The following is a 19,592-nucleotide window of genomic DNA, read 5'->3' on the forward strand; positions in this document are numbered from 1 at the left end:
CGCCGGTACCAGGTGTCCTACCCCGACCCTCCTACCAGGGCAGCGGCCTCAGCAGCAGGTTGTGCGGGCGGAGCGTGATGCCCACGCGGGTGGTGTCGTTCGACCCCGCGACCTGCTCGAAGCGGTACTTCGCCGAGATCGCCGCGGTGATCAGGCTCAGCTGGGTCATGGAGAAGTGGTCGCTGGGGCACTTGCGGTTGCCGACGCTGAAGGGGCTCATGGCGTACTTCGGCACGTCCTTGGCCCGCTCCGGCAGCCACCGGTCGGGGTCGAAGTCGAGGTGGCGCTCGTAGGAGCGGGCGTCACGCTGGATCGCGTAGGGGCTGTAGACGATGTCCGCCCCGGCCGGAATGCGATATTCACCGAGCGCGGTGTCGGTCACCGCTCGCCGCGTCAATATCCATACGGCGGGCCGGAGCCGCATGGCCTCGACGACGACATTGTTGGTGTGCCGGAGTGAGCGGACGTGTTCGAATCCGACCGGTTGACCGCCGGTCACGGATTCGACCTCGGTCCGTACCTTCTCGGCGTGTTGCGGGTGTTCCGCGAGGACCTGGAGCAGCCACATGATCGTGGACGCCACTGTTTCGCTGCCGGGGGTGAGTATCGCGACGACCTGGTCGTGGATCTCCTGTTCCCCGATGGGGTCGCCATTGTCGTCCTTCGCCTCCAGCAATGCCGTCAGCAAATCGTCCGGCTTTTGACCAGATGCCCTCCGCTCGGCGATGATCTCGTCGACCAGCAGATGCAAATCGGCCAGCGCCCGGTTGAATTCGCGGTTGGCCGGGAACGGCAGCCGGTACAGCGGCCCGAGCGGGATGACCATGCGCCGGTACATGCCGCGGAAGACGGTGGCGAGGTCGACGCTGAGCCGCTCGGCGCGCTCGTCCATGTACTCGCCGCGCAGCAGGCAGCGGGCGGCGATGCGGACGGCCACCCGGAAGGACTCGGAGGTGCAGTCGACGGTCTCGCCGGGCCGCCAGCGCTCGGTCAGCGCGTGCGCCTCCTCCTCCATGACCGGCCCGTAGTTCGGGATCGCGTCGAGCCGGAACGCGGGCTGGATGGTGCGCCGCTGGCGCCGGTGCCGAGGGCCGTTGGCGGTGGCCACGCCCTCCTTGCCGAGCAGCCCTTCGAGGGACTCCCACAGGGGTCCGTCGATCTTGAAGTCGGGGTTGAGCGCGAGCGCGCCGGTGAGCTCCGGGGCGGTGACGGCGTACACCGTCTTGGGGCCGAGCCTGAGGCGTACGACGTCGCCGTGGTCGCGGAGCCGGGACATGAACGCGAGCGGATCGCGGACCAGTTGCAGACCGTGCCCGAGGCCGGGCACCGCGCCGCCGGCCAGCGGCGGTTCACGCAGCTCGGCGGTCTGGGAGTTCAGGGGCAGCACAGACTCGACGGTCATTTCTCACCTGCCGTTTCGTTCCTGACGTACGGGGGTGTGGACCGGTCGTCCCAGGTGTCGACCATGTACCGGCCGGACTCGTGGTGGAACCAGTAGACGGAGCTGAACCAGTTGCGCATATTACCGACGCAGGCGCGGACCGCGGCGCTCAGTTCCTTTCCGTGGACCGTGCCGTCGGCGAGGCCGTCGGCGAACTGCAGGGCCTCCTGCTCGACTTCGAGGAATTCACTGATGCATTCCTCGACGCGCCGCCTCATTTCATCCACCGATTCCTCGAGAGTCAGCCTCTCATGGGTGATGAGACTGATGCCGAGATTGTGGACCTCGTCGCCCGCAATTTCCTTCGGCAGCGAGCACAGATCGTTGTACCAGGCGGCGAATTCCTGACTGAGCAGTGCGGCCCGGCGATAGGCCGGGCTTTTCCGTACGGAATCCGGGAGTTCACACCCGGCGCTCGGCTCCAGCAGGTCCGTCCATATCCGGTGCGCGAAGGTGTGCCGGCGCAGGGCGAGGTATTCCTCGACGCCGGGTATGTATCCCTCGGTGCGGTTGCGGAACTCGCGGTCGTAGGCCTCGATCACCGCGTGGAAGTGCCGGGCGAACCGCTGGTTCCAGGTGCGCGACAGGAAGCCGTACAGCCGCAGCACGCTGTCCGCGAACCCCGCGACCAGCGAGTCCGGGTGGTGCAGATGGTGCCGGGGTGCGTCGAGGGCCGTATGGAGGCGGTGCCTGAGGCGTCGCCAGTCGTCGGCCCGGCCGTGGACCACGTACCGGTCGTGGCGGTCGTCCCAGACGAAGAACCATGCGCTGTAGTCGGCGATGGCCTGCAGGACCTCGTCGGGGGCACCGAGGTAGTAGCCCGCCATGAGGTCGGTGTAGCACAGTCCATCGGCATATTCCCGCACCAGGTCCGCCGGCATGAGCCGCTTTTCCAGCAGCCAGAGCCGTGTCTTCTCCTGGAGTCGCGGCCAATACGGGTGCAGTTGCCGAGGAAAGGCGGACTCGATCACCGGGAGTGCCAGTGAGGGTGGTACTACGACCGCCATCGGCGTCGCTGTGGTGCCGTGTGGGAAAGCATGCACGTACAAACCCCTCTCCGCCGCCAGGAGCGCACACCCCTACCGTCGTGCCGGGCGTGCGCCGTTGCGTATCCCCGCACTTACATTCAGCACCACAACTGTCCGCCATGGGAACGGATTTGCTTCACTCACTACCCCAAGGTGCCGAGAATCCCCCCCTGCGTGACCGATTAAGGATCATTAGGAGGGCAGAACGGTTCGGTTGTACGACGCACGGATGATCGAAGCCGGACATACGAAGGGCGCCCGACCGGGAGTGATCCCGGCCGGGCGCCCCAAGTCCGCGGTCTCTGCTAGTCGTTGGCGACCACCGGATAACGTGGCTCGTTCTCGGCCATCTGCCGCAGCGCGTCCTTGCGGTCCCGCTTGGACAGCCGGTCGATGTACAGGTAGCCGTAGAGGTGGTCGGTCTCGTGCTGCAAACACCGTGCGAAGTAGCCGGTGCCACGGACCCTGATCGGGTTGCCCTGCTCGTCCTGGCCGGTCACCTCGGCGTAGTCGGGCCGGGCGAGCGGTGCGTACGCCGTCGGCACCGACAGGCAGCCCTCGTTGCTGTCGTCCAGGCGGCGCTGGTCGGCGGGCAGCTCGACGAGCTTGGGGTTGCACACCACGCCCACGTGCCGGACGCCCTCGTCGTCGGGGCAGTCGTAGACGAAGACCTTCAGGTCGACACCGATCTGGTTGGCGGCCAGGCCCACACCCTCGGCGGTGCGCTGGCTGGCGAACATGTCCGCGACGAGCTGCTGCAGCTCCTCGCCGAACTCGGTGACGTCCTTGCACTCCTTGTGCAGCACCGGGTTGCCGACGACCGTGATCGGCCGCGAGGTCCCGCGCTCCCGCCAGGCCTTCTCGCGCTCCTCGCAGTCCTCCGTGTCGACGACGTACCCCTCCTCGTCGACGGGGAGCACGCCCGCGTGCTGCTGATCGGTGTCCTGCTGCGCCATGACCGACGTACGCCTTCCTGCAAACCTTGGAAAAGTCTCGGGTACAGCCTAAAGGCGGCTGGTCACCGGCGGCTCAGCAAACCTCTTCGAGATCCCGCCAGTCCCTGGAGTCCGGGCTGTCGGCGACCCACCCGTCCAGCAGCCCCCGCACCAGCGAAGCCGGCGCGGCCACCCCGCACTCCCGCTCCGGCACCCACAGCTGCCCGTCCGTCCGGTGCCCCAGCGGCCCGGGATGACCTGGCTCGCTGTGGTCGTGCGGGTCCAGGTGATCACCCTCGCCCTCGTCCGACGGCATCCGCGACTCCGAGCACATCCGGCACAGCAGCCGCACGGACGACGACCAGTCCTCCGCGGCGAACCCGGCGTCCGCGGCGAGCTGCTCCAGCGCGTCCCGGTCCGCCTCCGTGGCCGCCTCCAGCAGAACCACCCAGGTCGGCACGGGTGAGGGCGCCCACAGCTCGATCTCGTCGAAGACCGGATACGCATGGCCGGTGGAGGTCGTGCGCTCGCCGTGCGGGACCCCGTCGTGCAGCACGACCTCGCCCCAGCGTCGCCCGGACGAGGGAAGCGGGATGGACAGCACCTCGATCCGCGCGGGGTCCAGCCTGCGGCCCCACACGACCTCGGCCTCACCCTCCGGGGAGAGCCGTACGGCCGCGCTGCCCAGCTCCATGCCGACCGGTTCCCCGGCCACGGCGGCGCCTCCCCCAGCCTTCGGCCGGGAGGGGCCCCCAGGCACCTTCAGCCCGTACGCCTGCCAGGCGCGGCGGGCCAGCGGCCAGTCCTGCAGGGCGGTGGCGGCGATGCCGACGTTCCACCAGTCGGGCGCCCCGGTCTCGCGGTCGAGCAGGGCCACCGCGCGCAGACCGGCCGCGCGGGCCTGCTCCCAGTCGTGCCGGAACTTGTGCAGCAGGGCGAGGTTGAACCAGGACTCCGACAGCCAGGGCTCCAGGTCGGCGGCCCGTGTCAGCAGCTCGCCCGCGTCCTCGTACCGACCGTCGCCGATGAGCGTGAACGCCCGGTCGGTGGCCTGCCGCCAGGAGGCGGAGGGCCGGTGCCGTCCCTTGCCGAAGATCCTCACGATTCCCGCCTGCCAGTTCCAGTTCCGCTCAGTGGGCTGGCTTGTGCCCCCGGACACCCTCTCCCTCGCATCCAACCACGTACGGTGGGAAAGGCGCTCATTACCCATGGGTTACCCAGCCGCGAGGGGGGTCAGACAGTGCCGTGCGTCTCCCGTCGCCCGCCACCGGCGCACTCTCCCCCCAGGTCCGTGGCTGGGCCAGGACGCGGGCGAGGGACTCCACCACCTCCGGAGCGTAGTCACCGGCGGTGCCGAGACGCAGCTCCTCCAGCGCCCGCAGGGGTCCCTCGGGGCCTGCGTCCCGGGTCATCTCCTCGTAGGCGTTCACGGCGCGGATGATCCGGGCGGCGAGGGGCTGTTCGCGGTAGGGGTCCGCCTGCCGTTCCACCATCACGGCGACGGCCGCGGACACACCGGTCTGCCGTACGACGGCCCCGCCGAGCAGCGCGATCCGCCGCTGCTGCGCGGGCGGCAGCCCGGCGGTGGCACCGGCCGGGACCGGGTCGACCAGGCTGAGCTGGCCGATGTCGTGCATGAGGGCCGCGTACTCCAGGACGGTCAGTTCGCCGCCGGTCAGGCCGAGATCCCGGCCGACGGCGAGGCTGAGCGCGGCCACGCGGCGGGCGTGCCCGGGTGGGGTGCAGCCGGCTATCTCGGTGGCACGGGCGAGCGAGGCGATGGTCTGCCGGTAGGTGGCGCGGACGGCCGCGTATCTGCGCAGGGACAGCTGGGTGAGCAGCAGGGGCAGACAGAACACGGGCAGCGCCCACAGCCCGGCGACGGCGACCCCGAGCGCGATCACCGCGCCGGTCGCACAGACGGCGGAGCCGATGCCGAGCAGCCCGCGCAGTTCCTCGCGCAGCAGCGGGCCGAACGGCCAGCGGGTGCGGGAGTGGGCGAGAGCGGCGGCCAGGACGGCGTCGCACAGCGCGGTGAGGCAGAGCAGGGCGACCAGGAGCAGGGCGTAGGCGGGGCCGCTCCAGGAGGTGAACGCGCCCTTGTTGTAGAGGGGTTGGAAGCAGACGGCGGCGAAGCCGACGGTGAGCACGCGGCGGGCCAGATGGTCGAGGGTGGGGGTGCGTCCGTGCCAGATGTGCGGGACGGCGCCGAGCAGGGCGGCCGCCAGGACCACGGTGACGACCTGCGCCGCGTCGTGGTGCGCGGGCCGACCGGCCTCCGCTCCGAGCAGGGCGTACGACAGCGAGCCGGCGGTGGCGAGGGGGGCGGCCTGCCGTACCTCGGCGTCGCTCCAGCGGGTCAGCTCGCCGACGGCTATGAGCACCCCGAAGGCGAGGGCGACGCCCCGTTCGTCGAGCCCGGTCCACAGGGTGACCGCGAGGGACCCGGCCGCGGTGAGCCCGGCGGCCCCGTGCACGATCCTCAGGGCCGTCACCGGGGTGCCCCGATGACCGGCGACCGGCCCTGGCTCTCGTGCGGCTTCCCGGTGTCCTCGGAGGTGACCGTGGGGTGCCAGCCGTAGCGGCCCAGTGCGCGCCGGAACGCGTCCACCATGCGCGGGTCGAACTGCGCGCCGGCGCAGCGCTCCAGTTCGGCGACGGCCGCCTCGACCGGGCGGGCCCGGCGGTAGGAGCGGGTGGAGGTCATCGCGTCGAAGGCGTCGGCAACGGCGACGATGCGGGCGCACTCGGGGATCTGGGTTCCGACGAGGCCGTACGGGTAGCCGCTGCCGTCGAGGCGTTCGTGGTGGTGCAGGATCGCGGCGCGGGCCTCGCCGAGGAAGGAGATCCCGCGGACCATCTCATGGCCGTACTCGGGGTGCAGTTCGATGATCCGGCGTTCCTCGGGGGTCAGCGGGCCGTCCTTGCGCAGCAGCCGCGTCGGGACACCGAGCTTGCCGACGTCGTGCAGGATGCCGGCGAAGCGCAGCACCTCGACGCGGTCGTCGTCCATGCCGAGTTCGCGGGCGATCATGACGGAGGCCTGTCCGACGCGTTCGCTGTGGCCGCGGGTGTAGCCGTCCTTGATGTCGACCGCCTGGACGAGGGCACGGATGGTGGCCTGGTGGGCGGCGCGTTCGCGGTGGTACTGGGCGAAGATCCACCAGGACACGCACATCGGCAGCAGCACGAGCAGCGCGGCGACCGGGCCGTACGGGCTGCGCCACAGCACGGCCGTCATCAGCCCGGCGAGTCCGTGCGCCGCGACCGGCGCGAGGGAGCGGGACAGCAGCCCGCGCCAGGCCCGGCGCAGCGGGATGCCGAGGGCGACGGCGCGGATCCCGCCGTCGAGGACGGTGAGGATCAGGCAGAAGGCGAGCACGGCCGCGCCGGCGGGCAGCAGCGCGTACGGGAAGTCGGAGGCGACGACGGCGTCCCGGCCGCCGAGCGCCCAGTGCACCCGGGCGGCGCCCCACACGGCCAGCGCGGGCCGCGCGGCCCGCCAGAGGCGTCTGAGCGGCGCCGGCCGGTGCCCGGCCCGCTCGACCGGGGAGAGCAGGGCCGCGGGCAGCGGGACCAGCGCGGCGGCCGGCGGCGGCAGCAGGAACGCCCCGGCGAGCAGCACGGGGTAGAAGGTGCCGCCGAAGCGCCGGCGCACGACGTGCTCGCAGACGGCGTAGAGCGCGCAGAGCAGGCCGAGCGCCCACCACGGGGTGCGGACCGTCGGCAGCGGCAGGAGGCAGAGCAGCGCCAGCAGGGCGACACAGGCCACACAGCCGCGTGCCCTCGCCGGTACCGCCTCCATCGCGCCCCTCCCCCGACCATGCCTGTCCAGGCTCGGAGCCTAGGGCGGGGATCGGGGGGTGCGGGGCCTATGACCTGAGGATTAGCACGTTCGGGTGATGACCCGGCGGTCAGCTCTCCTGCGGGGTGGCGGTCACGTCGTGCTCGGGCACAGCCTGGCCGGAACGGATCAGGTCGATCCGCCCCATGACCTTGGCGCGCAGATCCGCGGGTACGTCGTCATGCCCGCAGCACCGCTTGACCAGCTTCTTCACGGCCTGCTCCAGGCCGTACTTCTCCAGGCACGGAGAGCATTCCTCGAAGTGGTGCTGGAACTTGTCGCGATCGACGTCCGGCATCTCACTGTCGAGGAACTCGTACAGATGGTCGAGGACCTCACTGCAGTCCGTCTCGTGCGGCTCTCCGCAGCTCATGAGCCCGAGCCTTTCGCTTCGTTCGACTCTCCGGCGCCCGCCGGGACCAGCCCGCGCTCACGGGCGTAGTCCTCCAGCATGCCGCGCAGTTGACGACGGCCCCGGTGCAGCCGGGACATCACCGTACCGATGGGTGTCCCCATGATGTCCGCGATCTCCTTGTACGCAAAGCCCTCTACGTCCGCGAGATAGACGGCGATGCGGAACTCCTCGGGGATCGCCTGCAGCGCTTCCTTCACGTCCGAGTCGGGCAGGTGGTCGAGCGCCTGCGACTCGGCGGAGCGCAGACCCGTCGACATGTGCGACTCGGCGCGGGCGAGCTGCCAGTCCTCGATCTCCTCCGCGGCGGAGCGCTGCGGCTCGCGCTGCTTCTTGCGGTAGGAGTTGATGAACGTGTTGGTGAGGATCCGGTACAGCCACGCCTTGAGGTTGGTGCCCTCGCGGAACTGGTGGAAGGACGCGTACGCCTTCGCGTAGGTCTCCTGCACCAGGTCCTCGGCATCGGCCGGGTTGCGCGTCATGCGCAGCGCGGCCGAGTACATCTGGTCGAGGAACTCGAGCGCGTCCCGCTCGAAGCGCGCACTGCGCTCGGCGGTGGACTCGGAGATCGCCTCCGCGCTCACGCCCTGGCCCTCGGGCTGCTCCGCCTGGCCGTTGTCGGTCCCTGCGTCGGTACCGGTGACCGGACCCACCTCCTCAAGATCCCGGGCAGGACCAAAACCGGTCCCACTCGTTTCGGAGGATAGAACACGACCCGTGCCTGCCGCCCCTCGAATAGGAGTGGCCTTGGCCGCGTGCAGCACCGTCCAGTCCAGGTCAGCGCTGCGCTTTTGGCTCGGGCAGATGGTCGAACCCATGCGGCGGACTTCCTCTCCTACGACCTCGGTGCCGAGGCCTCAGCACTTCTGTCCGGATCAACAGAGGTCCAGCCCGCAACATTCCCGGGGGTCACCCGAGTGACACGGTCCACTCCACGACGCCCTCGGTGGCGATCTCCAGGGCCCGCTCCTGGGTGATCTCCGCGCGCTTGGGGACCGCGAACCCGTGATCGCCGTACGGCACCTCGATCAGCTCGAAGTCACCCTTCGGGAACTCCTCCGGCTTGCCGAAGGGGTCGTTGCCGCCCTGCACGACCAGTGTGGGCACTCCGGCTCCCAGCAGCTCCTCGGCGCGGGACTTCTCGGGCTTGCCCGGCGGGTGCAGCGGGAAGCTGAGCGCGAGGACGGCATGCGCGCCCAGCTCGGTCGCCGTGCGGCAGGCGACCCGGGCGCCGGCGCTGCGGCCGCCGGAGACCACCGGCAGCTCCATCCCGGACAGCGCGGGCCAGATGCCGCGCCAGCCGGTGTCCAGGGTCTTCGGCGCGGGGGCGACCTTCTTCCCGGCGACGCGCCAGGGCTGCTCCACGAGGGCCACGGTCACGCCGTGCTCCGGGAGCACCCGGGCGAGCGCCTGGAGGTCCCGTACCTCGATGCCACCGCCCGCTCCGTGGCTCACGGCCAGGACCAGCCGCGCCTTCTTCGCCTTGTGCCAGGTGATGCGTGCGGTCCCGGCGTCGGTCTCGACAATCTCGATCACGCTAGAAGAGTGTGCCCGCTTCCGGTGCCTCAAGCTCCTTCAGCAGTTCCGGGCCGTTGTTGCGGACGTTGCTGACGGCCGTGGAGACCGGGTAGGCGCGCATCAGGCCGGGCGGGGGCGGGGCGAGGAGGTCGCGGAGGGCGTCGGGGTCGGTGCGGGCCGGGTCGAGCCAGGCGTCCCAGCGGTCCGGGGTGAGCATCAGCGGCATCCGGGGGTGGATGTCGGCCAGCGAGTACGGGCCCTCGGCGGGGGCCACGGCCAGCGGGGTCTGCTCCGCCTCCGTGGTGATCACCGAGCAGGTCACCCACCAGGCCTGGGGGTGGTCGTCGGGCAGGGTGCGGTCCCGCCAGAACTCGTACAGCCCGGCCATCGCGAACACCGAGCCGTCGGCCGGCAGCACGAAGTACGGCTGCTTGCGCGGCCGCTTCTTCTTTCCCTCGACCTCCAGGTCGCGCTCCTGCTGGCCGGTCACCCACTCGTAGTAGCCGTCGGCGGGGATGATGCAGCGCCGGGCGGCGAAGGCACGGCGGTAGGCGGGCTTCTCGTGCACGGTCTCGGCCCGCGCGTTGATCATCCGGGCGCCGCCCTCGGGGGTCTTGGCCCAGGACGGCACCAGACCCCACTTCAGCTTGCGCAGCTGGCGGACCGGACGCGGGGAGTCCGCGTCTTTCAGGGGACGGTCGAGGACGGCGTAGACCTCCTTGGTCGGCGCCACGTTGTAGTCCGGCTCCAGCGTCTCCTCGGGCTCCCACTTCTCGACCTCGAAGATGCCTGCGAGATCCTCGGGCCTACGACTCGACGCATACCGTCCGCACATCCGAAACCACCCCTCCGACCTGCCCAGTGACCCCAGGGCCTTCACCACCTTACGCAAGGAGGACGAGCAGTCCGAGAAACGAAAGTGACGCGTGATGCGCTGGATCTCTCGGGGATCATGTAATCGTCCGGCGGTCATGGGCCGGCCGGCCACGTCATCCGGTCCCCATAGGTTCGACGTGTGGCAAGGGATGCCACGTTTCCACAAGGTGGGGCATGAGAACTGCATACAGGGGCCGGCGATCGCGTCCGTCCGGACTGAAGAAGCGCGCCTGGGTGGCGTTGGGAGCGGTCGTCGCGGGAGGCGGCCTGGCGGTGGCAGCCGTCGCGGCGGCCGGGCAGGGCGGTGGTTCCGGGGCGTCGGCGGCGGGGCCGGTCAAGACGCATGTGCACTCGCTGCCGCTGACCGGTTCGAGCGCGTCGCTCAAGACGCTGGGCGCCCGGTCCACGGACCCGTTCAGCATGGTGGGCGTCACCTGGAACGGCGCGCACACCTCGCTGCGCGGCACGGTGGAGGTGCGCACCCGCTCCGCGGCCGACGGCCACTGGACCCAGTGGCTGAAGATGCAGCAGCCGGACGACATCCCCGACGCGGCCGAGCTGAACCGTCCCGGCGTACGGGGCGGGATGTCGCCGATGTGGGCGGGGCCGTCGAACGGCATCCAGGTCCGCGCGGCCGGCGCGCACCGCGCGGCCGCGCTGCCCGCCGGGCTGCGGGTGGATCTGATCGACCCGGGCAAGTCCGCCTCGGGCACCTCGGGCTCCGGCATGGCCCCGGCCGGCTACGCCATGGACGCGACGGCCACCGACACCGCCACGGCCACCGACACGACCACGCCGACGGACACGGCCACCGCGACCGACACGGCGACGGCCACCGACAGCTCCGCCCCGACCTACTCGGCGACGGCGACGGCGACGGACTCAGCCACCCCCACGGCCACGGACTCCAGCTCCGCCGCGCCGTCCACCAGCACCTCGCCCTCCGCCTCCGGCTCCACCTCGCCGAGCGCGTCGGCGACGTCCTGGCCGAGCCAGTTGCCGACCATGGACCAGGCGTATCCGTCCTGTCCGGCCTCCTCGGCCAGCCCTTCCGCGTCGGCATCGCCGGTCCCGCCGGACCCGATGCCGGCCACGACCACCTCGACGGTGGCGCCGCCGACCGTGGTCACCCGGGCCGGCTGGGGCGCGGACGAGTGTGCCCGGGAGGCCGGTTATCCGTCGTACGGGTCGGCGGTGAAGGTGATGTTCGTCCACCACACGGACACCACGAACAACTACTCCTGCTCCGACTCCCCGGCGATCGTGCGCGGCATCTACGCCGAGCACCTCAACCAGGGCTGGCGCGACCTCGGCTACAACTTCCTGGTCGACAAGTGCGGCACCATCTTCGAGGGCCGCTTCGGCGGGATGGCTCTGCCCCTCGTCGGCGCCCAGACCTACGGGTTCAACACCAACAGCATGGGCGTGGCCGCCATCGGCACGTACACCGACTTCAGCGGCGGTGACTCCACGGCCAGCACCTTCCCGGGGGCCACGCCGACGCAGGCGATGCTGGGCTCGATCGCCCGGATCGCCGCCTGGAAGTTCGGCATGACCGGGGTGAATCCGGGCACCGGCTCCGCCTCCCTGCCCGAGGGCGCCTCCGACAGTTACGGCTTCACCCTGGGCAACAGCTACAACTTCAACGTCATCTCCGGGCACCGCAACGGTTACGCCACCGACTGCCCCGGCAACCAGCTCTACAACGCCCTGAGCACGGTCCGCTCCTACGCGGCCGGCCCGGTCGGTGCCGTCACCGTCACCGGAATGTCCGGCGGCGCGGCCAAGTCCGGCACGAGCTACTACACCAAGGGCGCGGCAGCGGTGAGCTGGACGACCGCCACACCGTCCCAGGTGATCTCCGGCTTCGACGTCCTGGTCGACGGCAAGGCCGTGGCGCACGCCTCCGGTTCCGCCCGCTCCGCCTCGATCTCGGTCGCGGCCGGCAGCCACACGGTCCAGGTCCGTGCCACTCACGTCCGCGGCTCGACCACCCTGTCCGGCTCGGTCACCCTGGTCGGCGACACCACCGCGCCCACCTTCCCGACCGCTCCCGACGTCAAGACGCGCACCGGCACGGTGAGTTCGACAGCGGTTCCGGTCACGGTGACCTGGAAGGCAGCCGACAGCGCGGCGCTGGCCAAGGCCCTTGCGACCTCGCCCTCCGCCGCCTCCTTCGGCCCGACCACCACTTCCTGGAACACCACCGCCAAGCCCGGCAGCTCGGACTTGTTCGCGCTGAAGGCGTACGACGTGGCAGGCAACAGCGCCGGCGCCTCCGTCTACCGGACGCCGAACATCATCCAGGAGACCTCCACCACCCGCACCGGCACCTGGACGCACAAGAGCAGCACCAGCTACCTGGGCGGCTACTCCTACAGCGCCTCCTCCGCCGGGGCCTCGATCAGCTGGACCTTCACCGGCCGCTCGGTGGCCTGGATCGTCTCGCGGGCCTCCACCTCCGGCCAGGCGTACGTCTACGTCGACGGCACCAAGGTCACCGAGGTCGACCTGAAGTCCTCCACCACGCTGTATCGACAGGCGATCTGGACGAAGACGTGGTCCAGCTCCGCCAAACACACCCTGAAGATCGTCGTGGTCGGCACCTCGGGCCGCCCGACCGTCACCACCGACGGCATCGCAACCATCGGCTGACCGGCACCCCCCGCCGTCCCGCCCACGGTCGCACCGCTGGGCGGGACGAGCGGGCACGCGCGCTCACCGACGTAGGCCCTGAGCCCGAAGAGCACGTCCCGTGCCCCCTCACGGCGACCCCGTCTTTCGGGTCGGTCAGATGCTTTCCCGGTAGCTCATGAACCAGTGGGTGTCGAAATAGCGGGCCATCGTGAACGGGTGGTGCGGGTCGACGAGGATGCGGCAGACGAACTCCGCGGCCTGGCAGTCGAAGGAGACGTCCTCGCCGTCGAAAGAACGGACCACGACGGGCCAGCGGTCGGGGTCGTCGCCGTCGGCCCTCCAGCAGTACAGGTCCTCGTGCTCAGTGCCCGCCCAGATCAGCAGCCCGTCCTCCCTGAGATGCGTCCACGGCTCCTGGTTCAGATCCAGATATCCGTCGAAGGCACCCTTGCCGAACGTCTCGACCATGCACTTGTAGTCGCTCGGCAGCGCCGTGCCCAGGCGCGACTCCGCCTCCGCCCAGTCCACGTCCGGCCGCTGGGCGCGATGCGTCCAGCCGGTGATCCGTCTGAGCCGCTCCATCCAGTCGACGTCCTCGTCCTCGTCCTCGTCCGGAGCGACCGCCAAGGGTTCTGGCATCTCCCTGCGCGCGATCACCAGCACCGGCCGCTCGACCCCTTCGGCGTCGCGCACCGTACCCGTGCCGACCCACTGATCCCCGTACGCCCACGCCCGTATCTTCACGGCCCGGTCCTCGAAGGGGGCAAGGAGGGCCGCGCCCCGGGACTCGTCGACCGTCGGATCGGTGAAGCCGTCGAGGACGAGGGTGCGCGGGGCGCCGTACCTGCCGCCGAGCAGGTCGGTCAGGTCCTGCGGGTCCAGGTCGCCGGGCAGGTACATGTAGCCGCCCCCGGGCCGAGTTGGGCCAGCAGGTCGTTGACGGTCGCTTGGGTGAGCTCCACGGCGGACAGTGAAGCGCACCGCACTGACAACGGACGTGCTCAGACTTGTCCGACGTCGGCCCAGGCATCGACGAGCCCGCACACCACCACGGCCGTCACCAGGAACGCGGCCGCCCCCGAGAGCAGCGTCACCTCGTAGTAGGCCCTGGGCGTCAACCAAGCGGCCGCGGCACTCGCTCCCGCCAGGACGGCACATCCAAGTCTTCCGGCCGGCAGAAGCACAAACGGCCGACGCCGCTCCGCCCCCGAGAATTCGCCGACACCGAACGCCTGGCACAACTGCTTGTAGTCGCTGGGCAGTTCGGTACCCAGTTCTGCTTCGATCTGCGACCAGGGCTGCGCGACGCCCCGCGCGTCACGACCTGTCGCACGGAGAAGAGAGTCCACCCGCATGACAACACCTCGACCTGCACCCCAACGCTGCGGCCTGCACATGTGCCCTCAGGAACGATCGCTGCGAGGTCGGCGTCTCAGATACCGTCCGCACAGACGTGCCACACTGCCAGACTCCGCACCAGAACAGGGGGCCTCTCGGACATATGGACAGCCTCGCCGCCACCGCGCTGCCCGACATCTGGGACCGGCTCACCGGTACCCAGCCCGATCCCGATCTGTGGGTGGTGCTCGCCACCTCGGTGGCCGCACTCGCCGTGGTGGTCCCGCACACCGTGTGGCGGATATCCCGCAATGCGATCACCATCGCGCACGAGGGCGGTCACGGGCTGATCGCCCTGCTCACCGGCCGGCAGCTCACCGGCATCCGGCTGCACTCCGACACCAGCGGCCTCACGGTCAGCAGGGGCAAGCCGCACGGGCTCGGCATGATCCTGACGGCCGCCGCCGGGTACACGGCCCCCTCGCTGCTGGGCCTCGGCGGCGCCGCCCTGCTGGCCGCGGGCCGCATCACGCTGCTGCTCTGGGCCGCGACGGCCCTCCTGGTGGCGATGCTGGTGATGATCCGCAACGCGTACGGCGTGCTGACCGTGGTGCTGACAGGGGGCGCCTTCCTGCTGGTGTCCTGGCTGGCCGGGCCCCAGGTGCAGGCCGCGTTCGCGTACGCGGTGGTGTGGTTCCTGCTGTTCGGCGGGGTACGGCCGCCGTTCGAGCTGCAGCTGAAGCGGTCGCGTGGCGGCGCGGGCGACTCGGACGCGGACCAGCTCTCGCGGCTCACGCACGTACCGGCGGCGCTGTGGCTGTTCCTGTTCCACGCGGTGTCGCTGTGCTCGCTGATCGGCGGCGGCCGCTGGCTGCTGGAGGTGTGAGCCCCGGGCAGGGACGCCGCCGCGGGCGACGGCTCCCGTCGGGCTCTCGGCGGGGGTTTCGCCGCTTTTGGTCGAGATCTCCGGCCGCCCCCAGCCACTAAAGTGGGGCGCATGACCGTTAACCCCGCACACACCGCCCTCTGGCCCGCCCCGCACGCGAGCGGAGCCGTCGACGCGACGGTCCACGTGCCCGGGTCCAAGTCGGTCACCAACCGCGCTCTGGTGCTGGCCGCCCTCGCCTCCGAGCCCGGCTGGCTGCGCCGCCCGCTGCGCTCCCGCGACACCCTGCTGATGGCCGGTGCCCTGCGCGCGATGGGCGTGGAGATCGAGGAAGGGGTCGGCCCCGACGGCACCGGCGAGGCCTGGCGGGTACTGCCGACGGGGCTGCACGGCCCGGCCACGGTCGACGTCGGCAACGCCGGCACGGTGATGCGCTTCCTGCCGCCGGTGGCCGCGCTGGCCGACGGCCCGATCCGGTTCGACGGCGACCCGCGGTCGTACGAGCGTCCCCTGCACGGTGTGATCGACGCGCTGCGCGTGCTCGGCGCCCGGATCGACGACGACGGCCGGGGCGCGCTGCCGCTCACGGTGCACGGCGGCGGGGCCCTGGACGGCGGCCCGGTCTCGATCGACGCCTCCTCGTCCTCCCAGTTCGTGAGCGCCCTGCTGCTGTCCGGACCCCGTTTCAACCAGGGCGTCGAGGTCCGCCACACCGGCGCGACCCTGCCTTCCATGCCGCACATCCGGATGACCGTCGACATGCTGCGCGCGGTCGGCGCCCAGGTGGACACCCCGGAGTCGGGCGGCGAGCCGAACGTGTGGCGGGTGACGCCGGGCGCGCTGCTCGGCCGGGACCTGACGATCGAGCCGGACCTGTCCAACGCCCAGCCGTTCCTGGCTGCGGCCCTGGTGACAGGCGGCAAGGTGCTGATCCCGGACTGGCCGGAGCGCACCACCCAGCCGGGTGACCGGCTGCGGGAGATCTTCACCGAGATGGGTGGCTCCTGCGAACTCACCGAGTTCGGGCTGGTGTTCACCGGCTCCGGCGCCATCCACGGCATCGACGTGGACCTGGGCGACGTCGGTGAGCTGACCCCGGGCATCGCGGCGGTCGCCGCCCTCGCGGACTCCCCCTCGACCCTGCGGGGCGTGGCCCATCTGCGGCTGCACGAGACGGACCGGCTGGCCGCGCTCACCAAGGAGATCAACGAACTCGGCGGTGACGTCACCGAGACCGCCGACGGCCTGCACATCCGCCCGCGCCCGCTGCACGGCGGCGTCTTCCACACCTACGAGGACCACCGCATGGCGACCGCCGGCGCGATCATCGGCCTCACGGTCGAGGGCGTGCGGATCGAGAACGTGGCGACGACGGCGAAGACCCTGCCGGACTTCCCCGAGCTGTGGACCGGGATGCTCGGGCAGTAGGGACACGCCATGCGCCGCTACGGCAAGCACACCGACGAGGACGACATCCGTACCCGCCCCGGCCGCCGGGGCACCCGGCCGCGCACGAACATCCGGCCCAAACACGAGGACGCCGCCGAGGGCCTGGTCCTCACGGTCGACCGGGGCCGGCTGACCTGCCTGGTCGACGACCGGACCGTGATGGCGATGAAGGCCCGCGAGCTGGGCCGCAAGGCGGCGGTGGTCGGGGACCGGGTGGCCCTGGTCGGCGACCTGTCCGGCAAGAAGGACACGCTCGCCCGGATCGTACGGATCGAGGAGCGCACGTCGGTGCTGCGGCGCACGGCCGACGACGACGACCCGTTCGAGCGGGTGGTCGTCGCCAACGCCGACCAGCTGGCGATCGTCACGGCCCTGGCCGACCCGGAACCGCGCCCGCGTCTGATCGACCGCTGCCTGGTCGCCGCCTTCGACGGCGGCCTGGAGCCGCTGCTGGTGATGACGAAGTCGGACCTCGCCCCGCCGGACAAGCTGCTGGAGCTGTACGGCGCCCTCGACATCCCCCACGTCGTCACCAGCCGCGAGGATCTGGAGAACGGGGACGCCGCGGACCGGGTGCGGGAGTACCTGGACGGCAGGGTGACGGCGTTCGTCGGCCACTCGGGCGTCGGCAAGACGACCCTGGTCAACGCGCTGGTGCCCCAGGAACGCCGGCGTTCGACGGGACACGTCAACGCGGTGACGGGCCGCGGCCGCCACACCACGACGTCGGCCCTCGCCCTGCCCCTGACCGATGTGGACGGCTGGGTCATCGACACCCCGGGCGTGCGCTCCTTCGGCCTGGCCCACATCGACCCGTCCCGTGTCATCCACGCCTTCCCGGATCTCGAACCCGGTACGGAGGGCTGCCCGCGCGCGTGCAGCCACGACGAGCCGGACTGCGCGCTGGACGCCTGGGTCGCGGACGGCCACGCGGACCCGGCGCGCCTGTACTCGCTCCGCCGCCTGCTGGCCACGCGGGAGCGCAAGGAAGGCGACTGAGCCGCCCTGCGTTGTTTGCCGGGGCCCGGGTTCGGTAAGTGCATAATCGCACCGAGCCGGAGATCCGGATCAACGGGAGGACCGCACATGGCGTGGCTGCTGGTCATCGTGGCCGGGGTTCTGGAGACCGGTTTCGCCGTGTGCCTGAAGCTCTCGCACGGGTTCACCCGCCTCTGGCCGACCATCGCCTTCGCCTCGTTCGCCCTCGGCAGCTTCGGCCTGCTGACCCTGTCCCTGAAGAAACTCGACGTGGGCCCCGCGTACGCCGTGTGGACCGGCATCGGCGCGGCGGGGACCGCGATCTACGGCATGGTCTTCCTCGGCGACCTGGTCTCCACCCTGAAGATCGTCTCGATCAGCCTGGTCATCGTCGGGGTGATCGGGCTGCAGTTGTCGGGGTCGGCGCGCTAGGAAGGTGCATCGCCGGCGGCTCCGGCCGTCGCCGGGTGCGGGTCCGTGGACAGCTGCCCGTGCCGAGACCCGGGAATCACACGGCCTGGCGTGGGACGACCGCCTGGATCAGCTCTGCCACGCCGCCTTCCCCCGGCGGTGCCGCGACGCAGGACAGGGCGAGGCGTACGGCCAGTTCGCAGGGGCGGGTCAGCTCGGCGGGGTCGGCCGGGGTGGCGGCGGGGCCTGTCAGGGCGGTGACGGCGCGGTCCCGCACGATCCGCACGAAGTCGCGGGGCGTGGGCAGCGGCCCGTCCGCGCGGCGCTGGGCCGGCACCGAGGAGGAGGACGGCACGGCGGCGAGCGGCGGCGTGGGCAGCCGTTCGCTCCAGCAGCCGGTGAGCATGGCCCGTACCAGCACGTTGTCCCGCGCGGCGGAGCGCGTCCACTCGGCGACGGCGGTGAGCCGTTCTCTCGGCTCGCCCGGCCCGGCGAGCGCCCGCTCGACTCCGGCGAGGTACCCGTCGGCCTCCCGCCGCACCAGCGCCCGCGCCAGCCCGTCCTTGCTCCCGAACTCGTTGTACAGGGTCTGCCGGGACACGCCCGCCGCCGCGGCCACGTCGACCATCCGCACCGCGGACCACGGCCGGCGCGCGAGCGCCGTATAGGCGGCGTCCAGTAGGGACTCCCGGGCAGCAGGCATCATCGCCTCCCTGGGTCAGAGCGGCTCTGCGCCCAGATTTGACGCGCTTGTATGCACTGTCAAGAGTTCGCGGAGGTACGGGTCGGCGGACCGACACGCCTGTCACCACAGCCCCACCGGCACCACAAGCCCCCGACACCGCCCCCTCCCCTGGTAGCCCCGTACCGACCCCGGCAGATAGCGTTCGTCACATGCCGGACTACCTCGACGATCTGCGCCTGGCCCACGTCCTCGCGGACGCCGCCGACGCCACCACCATGGACCGCTTCAAGGCCCTCGACCTGAAGGTGGAGACCAAGCCGGACATGACCCCGGTGAGCGAAGCGGACCAGGCGGCGGAGGAACTGATCCGCGGCCACCTCCAGCGCGCCCGCCCGAGAGACTCGGTCCTCGGCGAGGAGTACGGCGTCGAGGGCTCCGGCCCCCGCCGCTGGGTGATCGACCCCATCGACGGCACCAAGAACTACGTACGCGGCGTCCCCGTATGGGCGACCCTCATCGCGCTGATGGAGGCGGGCGAGGGCGGCTACCACCCTGTAGTCGGCGTCGTCTCCGCTCCCGCCCTCGGCCGCCGCTGGTGGGCCGCCAAGGACCACGGCGCCTTCACGGGCCGCAGCCTGACCTCCGCGACCCGCATCCACGTCTCCGCCGTCGGCAAGCTCGCGGACGCGTCCTTCGCCTACTCCTCCCTCTCCGGCTGGGAGGAACAGGGCCGCCTCGACGGCTTCCTCGATCTCACCCGCCAGGTGTGGCGCACGCGCGCGTACGGCGACTTCTGGCCGTACATGATGGTCGCCGAGGGATCCGTGGACATCTGCGCGGAGCCGGAACTGTCGCTCTGGGACATGGCCGCCACCGCGATCGTCGTGACGGAGGCCGGCGGCAGCTTCACCGGCCTCGACGGCCGCCCGGGCCCGCACAGCGGCAACGCGGCTGCGTCCAACGGTCTGCTGCACGACGAGTTGCTGGGGTATCTCAACCCGCGCCACTGAGACCCGGGAGCAGTCCCGATACGCCCTCAACTGGCGTCGCGCGCCCCCTTGTTGACCCGACCTTTACCTGTCACCCTGAAGTCACCCCCACTTGTGAACTTGTGAATCCAGGAACTAACGCACTGGATTCCTAGGAGGTGGCCC

Annotated in this window: 19 protein-coding genes; 6 read left to right on the forward strand and 13 right to left on the reverse strand. The window is 71.1% G+C overall.

Annotated features, from left to right (window positions below; translation table 11 throughout):
* Window positions 1-31: 31 nt before the first annotated feature.
* The 10 genes from ACWCQS_RS00440 to ACWCQS_RS00485 all read right to left on the reverse strand — a co-directional run bounded on the left by ACWCQS_RS00440 (window position 32) and on the right by ACWCQS_RS00485 (window position 10,013).
* Window positions 32-1,402: a bifunctional albaflavenone monooxygenase/terpene synthase gene (locus ACWCQS_RS00440; RefSeq protein WP_451002435.1), complete on the reverse strand. Its 1,371-nt coding sequence runs from the start codon at window positions 1,400-1,402 to the stop codon at window positions 32-34.
* Entirely contained in the window at window positions 1,399-2,484 is a 1,086-nt protein-coding gene (gene cyc1 / locus ACWCQS_RS00445; RefSeq protein WP_451002436.1) for an epi-isozizaene synthase, read from the reverse strand. The genes ACWCQS_RS00440 and cyc1 overlap by 4 nt, the downstream gene beginning before the upstream one ends.
* Before the next feature lie 290 nt (window positions 2,485-2,774).
* Window positions 2,775-3,425 (reverse strand): peptide deformylase, encoded by a 651-nt coding sequence (def, locus tag ACWCQS_RS00450; protein WP_451002437.1) that lies wholly within the window; start codon window positions 3,423-3,425, stop codon window positions 2,775-2,777.
* Between the two features lie 73 nt (window positions 3,426-3,498).
* Entirely contained in the window at window positions 3,499-4,506 is a 1,008-nt protein-coding gene (locus ACWCQS_RS00455; RefSeq protein WP_451002438.1) for a tetratricopeptide repeat protein, read from the reverse strand.
* Between the two features lie 100 nt (window positions 4,507-4,606).
* Window positions 4,607-5,899 (reverse strand): HD-GYP domain-containing protein, encoded by a 1,293-nt coding sequence (locus tag ACWCQS_RS00460; protein ID WP_451002439.1) that lies wholly within the window; start codon window positions 5,897-5,899, stop codon window positions 4,607-4,609.
* Complete coding sequence (locus ACWCQS_RS00465) at window positions 5,896-7,209, reverse strand: HD-GYP domain-containing protein (protein ID WP_451002440.1); 1,314 nt, start codon at window positions 7,207-7,209, stop codon at window positions 5,896-5,898. The genes ACWCQS_RS00460 and ACWCQS_RS00465 overlap by 4 nt, the downstream gene beginning before the upstream one ends.
* 109 nt (window positions 7,210-7,318) lie before the next feature.
* Window positions 7,319-7,621, reverse strand: coding sequence for a mycothiol system anti-sigma-R factor (gene rsrA / locus ACWCQS_RS00470; RefSeq protein ID WP_388620671.1), 303 nt, complete (start codon window positions 7,619-7,621; stop codon window positions 7,319-7,321).
* Entirely contained in the window at window positions 7,618-8,313 is a 696-nt protein-coding gene (sigR, locus tag ACWCQS_RS00475) for an RNA polymerase sigma factor SigR (RefSeq protein WP_450981149.1), read from the reverse strand. The genes rsrA and sigR overlap by 4 nt, the downstream gene beginning before the upstream one ends.
* A gap of 256 nt (window positions 8,314-8,569) precedes the next feature.
* A complete protein-coding gene (locus ACWCQS_RS00480; protein ID WP_451002441.1) occupies window positions 8,570-9,196 on the reverse strand; it encodes an alpha/beta hydrolase family protein in 627 nt (208 codons plus the stop codon).
* A 1-nt stretch (window position 9,197) separates the two neighbouring features.
* The gene (locus ACWCQS_RS00485) at window positions 9,198-10,013 is read right to left on the reverse strand and encodes an SOS response-associated peptidase (RefSeq protein ID WP_451002442.1); all 816 of its coding nucleotides are present in this window, start codon (window positions 10,011-10,013) and stop codon (window positions 9,198-9,200) included.
* 215 nt (window positions 10,014-10,228) lie between these two features.
* Here ACWCQS_RS00485 and ACWCQS_RS00490 point away from each other — a divergent pair, with 215 nt between their 5' ends.
* Window positions 10,229-12,709 carry an N-acetylmuramoyl-L-alanine amidase gene (locus tag ACWCQS_RS00490; RefSeq protein WP_451002443.1) on the forward strand — a complete coding sequence of 827 codons (2,481 nt, stop codon included), beginning with the start codon at window positions 10,229-10,231 and terminating at the stop codon, window positions 12,707-12,709.
* A gap of 135 nt (window positions 12,710-12,844) precedes the next feature.
* On the opposite strand, the gene ACWCQS_RS00495 is transcribed toward ACWCQS_RS00490, so the two are convergent.
* Together ACWCQS_RS00495 and ACWCQS_RS00500 are read right to left on the reverse strand one after the other, a co-directional pair.
* Window positions 12,845-13,591 carry an SMI1/KNR4 family protein gene (locus ACWCQS_RS00495; RefSeq protein WP_451002444.1) on the reverse strand — a complete coding sequence of 249 codons (747 nt, stop codon included), beginning with the start codon at window positions 13,589-13,591 and terminating at the stop codon, window positions 12,845-12,847.
* 101 nt (window positions 13,592-13,692) lie between these two features.
* Window positions 13,693-14,046, reverse strand: coding sequence for an SMI1/KNR4 family protein (locus ACWCQS_RS00500; RefSeq protein WP_451002445.1), 354 nt, complete (start codon window positions 14,044-14,046; stop codon window positions 13,693-13,695).
* A gap of 146 nt (window positions 14,047-14,192) precedes the next feature.
* Here ACWCQS_RS00500 and ACWCQS_RS00505 point away from each other — a divergent pair, with 146 nt between their 5' ends.
* The 4 genes from ACWCQS_RS00505 (at window position 14,193) to ACWCQS_RS00520 (ending at window position 17,774) form a co-directional block, all read left to right on the forward strand.
* A complete protein-coding gene (locus ACWCQS_RS00505; protein ID WP_450981145.1) occupies window positions 14,193-14,915 on the forward strand; it encodes a M50 family metallopeptidase in 723 nt (240 codons plus the stop codon).
* 111 nt (window positions 14,916-15,026) lie between these two features.
* On the forward strand, window positions 15,027-16,343 hold the full coding sequence (aroA, locus tag ACWCQS_RS00510; RefSeq protein WP_451002446.1) for a 3-phosphoshikimate 1-carboxyvinyltransferase: 1,317 nt from the start codon (window positions 15,027-15,029) through the stop codon (window positions 16,341-16,343).
* Window positions 16,344-16,352: 9 nt separating this feature from the next.
* Window positions 16,353-17,363 carry a ribosome small subunit-dependent GTPase A gene (rsgA, locus tag ACWCQS_RS00515; RefSeq protein WP_451002447.1) on the forward strand — a complete coding sequence of 337 codons (1,011 nt, stop codon included), beginning with the start codon at window positions 16,353-16,355 and terminating at the stop codon, window positions 17,361-17,363.
* Between the two features lie 87 nt (window positions 17,364-17,450).
* Entirely contained in the window at window positions 17,451-17,774 is a 324-nt protein-coding gene (locus ACWCQS_RS00520; RefSeq protein WP_451002448.1) for a DMT family transporter, read from the forward strand.
* 76 nt (window positions 17,775-17,850) lie between these two features.
* Here the strand turns inward: ACWCQS_RS00520 and ACWCQS_RS00525 are convergent, their stop codons facing one another.
* Complete coding sequence (locus ACWCQS_RS00525) at window positions 17,851-18,459, reverse strand: TetR/AcrR family transcriptional regulator (RefSeq protein ID WP_451002449.1); 609 nt, start codon at window positions 18,457-18,459, stop codon at window positions 17,851-17,853.
* Between the two features lie 188 nt (window positions 18,460-18,647).
* On the opposite strand from ACWCQS_RS00525, the gene hisN reads away from it, so the two are divergent.
* Window positions 18,648-19,448: a histidinol-phosphatase gene (gene hisN, locus ACWCQS_RS00530; protein ID WP_451002450.1), complete on the forward strand. Its 801-nt coding sequence runs from the start codon at window positions 18,648-18,650 to the stop codon at window positions 19,446-19,448.
* Window positions 19,449-19,592: the final 144 nt, after the last annotated feature.

It is taken from the genome of Streptomyces sp. NPDC002076 (assembly GCF_053593835.1).

What these genes read in the sequence shown, in the direction of transcription:
- ACWCQS_RS00440 (WP_451002435.1), bottom strand. Translation starts at nt 1,402, where the DNA reads ATGACCGTCGAGTCTGTGCTGCCCCTGAACTCCCAGACCGCCGAGCTG.
- def (WP_451002437.1), bottom strand. Translation starts at nt 3,425, where the DNA reads ATGGCGCAGCAGGACACCGATCAGCAGCACGCGGGCGTGCTCCCCGTC.
- ACWCQS_RS00465 (WP_451002440.1), bottom strand. Translation starts at nt 7,209, where the DNA reads ATGGAGGCGGTACCGGCGAGGGCACGCGGCTGTGTGGCCTGTGTCGCC.
- rsrA (WP_388620671.1), bottom strand. Translation starts at nt 7,621, where the DNA reads ATGAGCTGCGGAGAGCCGCACGAGACGGACTGCAGTGAGGTCCTCGAC.
- ACWCQS_RS00485 (WP_451002442.1), bottom strand. Translation starts at nt 10,013, where the DNA reads ATGTGCGGACGGTATGCGTCGAGTCGTAGGCCCGAGGATCTCGCAGGC.
- ACWCQS_RS00490 (WP_451002443.1), top strand. Translation starts at nt 10,229, where the DNA reads ATGAGAACTGCATACAGGGGCCGGCGATCGCGTCCGTCCGGACTGAAG.
- ACWCQS_RS00495 (WP_451002444.1), bottom strand. Translation starts at nt 13,591, where the DNA reads ATGTACCTGCCCGGCGACCTGGACCCGCAGGACCTGACCGACCTGCTC.
- ACWCQS_RS00500 (WP_451002445.1), bottom strand. Translation starts at nt 14,046, where the DNA reads ATGCGGGTGGACTCTCTTCTCCGTGCGACAGGTCGTGACGCGCGGGGC.
- ACWCQS_RS00505 (WP_450981145.1), top strand. Translation starts at nt 14,193, where the DNA reads ATGGACAGCCTCGCCGCCACCGCGCTGCCCGACATCTGGGACCGGCTC.
- aroA (WP_451002446.1), top strand. Translation starts at nt 15,027, where the DNA reads ATGACCGTTAACCCCGCACACACCGCCCTCTGGCCCGCCCCGCACGCG.
- rsgA (WP_451002447.1), top strand. Translation starts at nt 16,353, where the DNA reads ATGCGCCGCTACGGCAAGCACACCGACGAGGACGACATCCGTACCCGC.
- ACWCQS_RS00520 (WP_451002448.1), top strand. Translation starts at nt 17,451, where the DNA reads ATGGCGTGGCTGCTGGTCATCGTGGCCGGGGTTCTGGAGACCGGTTTC.
- ACWCQS_RS00525 (WP_451002449.1), bottom strand. Translation starts at nt 18,459, where the DNA reads ATGATGCCTGCTGCCCGGGAGTCCCTACTGGACGCCGCCTATACGGCG.
- hisN (WP_451002450.1), top strand. Translation starts at nt 18,648, where the DNA reads ATGCCGGACTACCTCGACGATCTGCGCCTGGCCCACGTCCTCGCGGAC.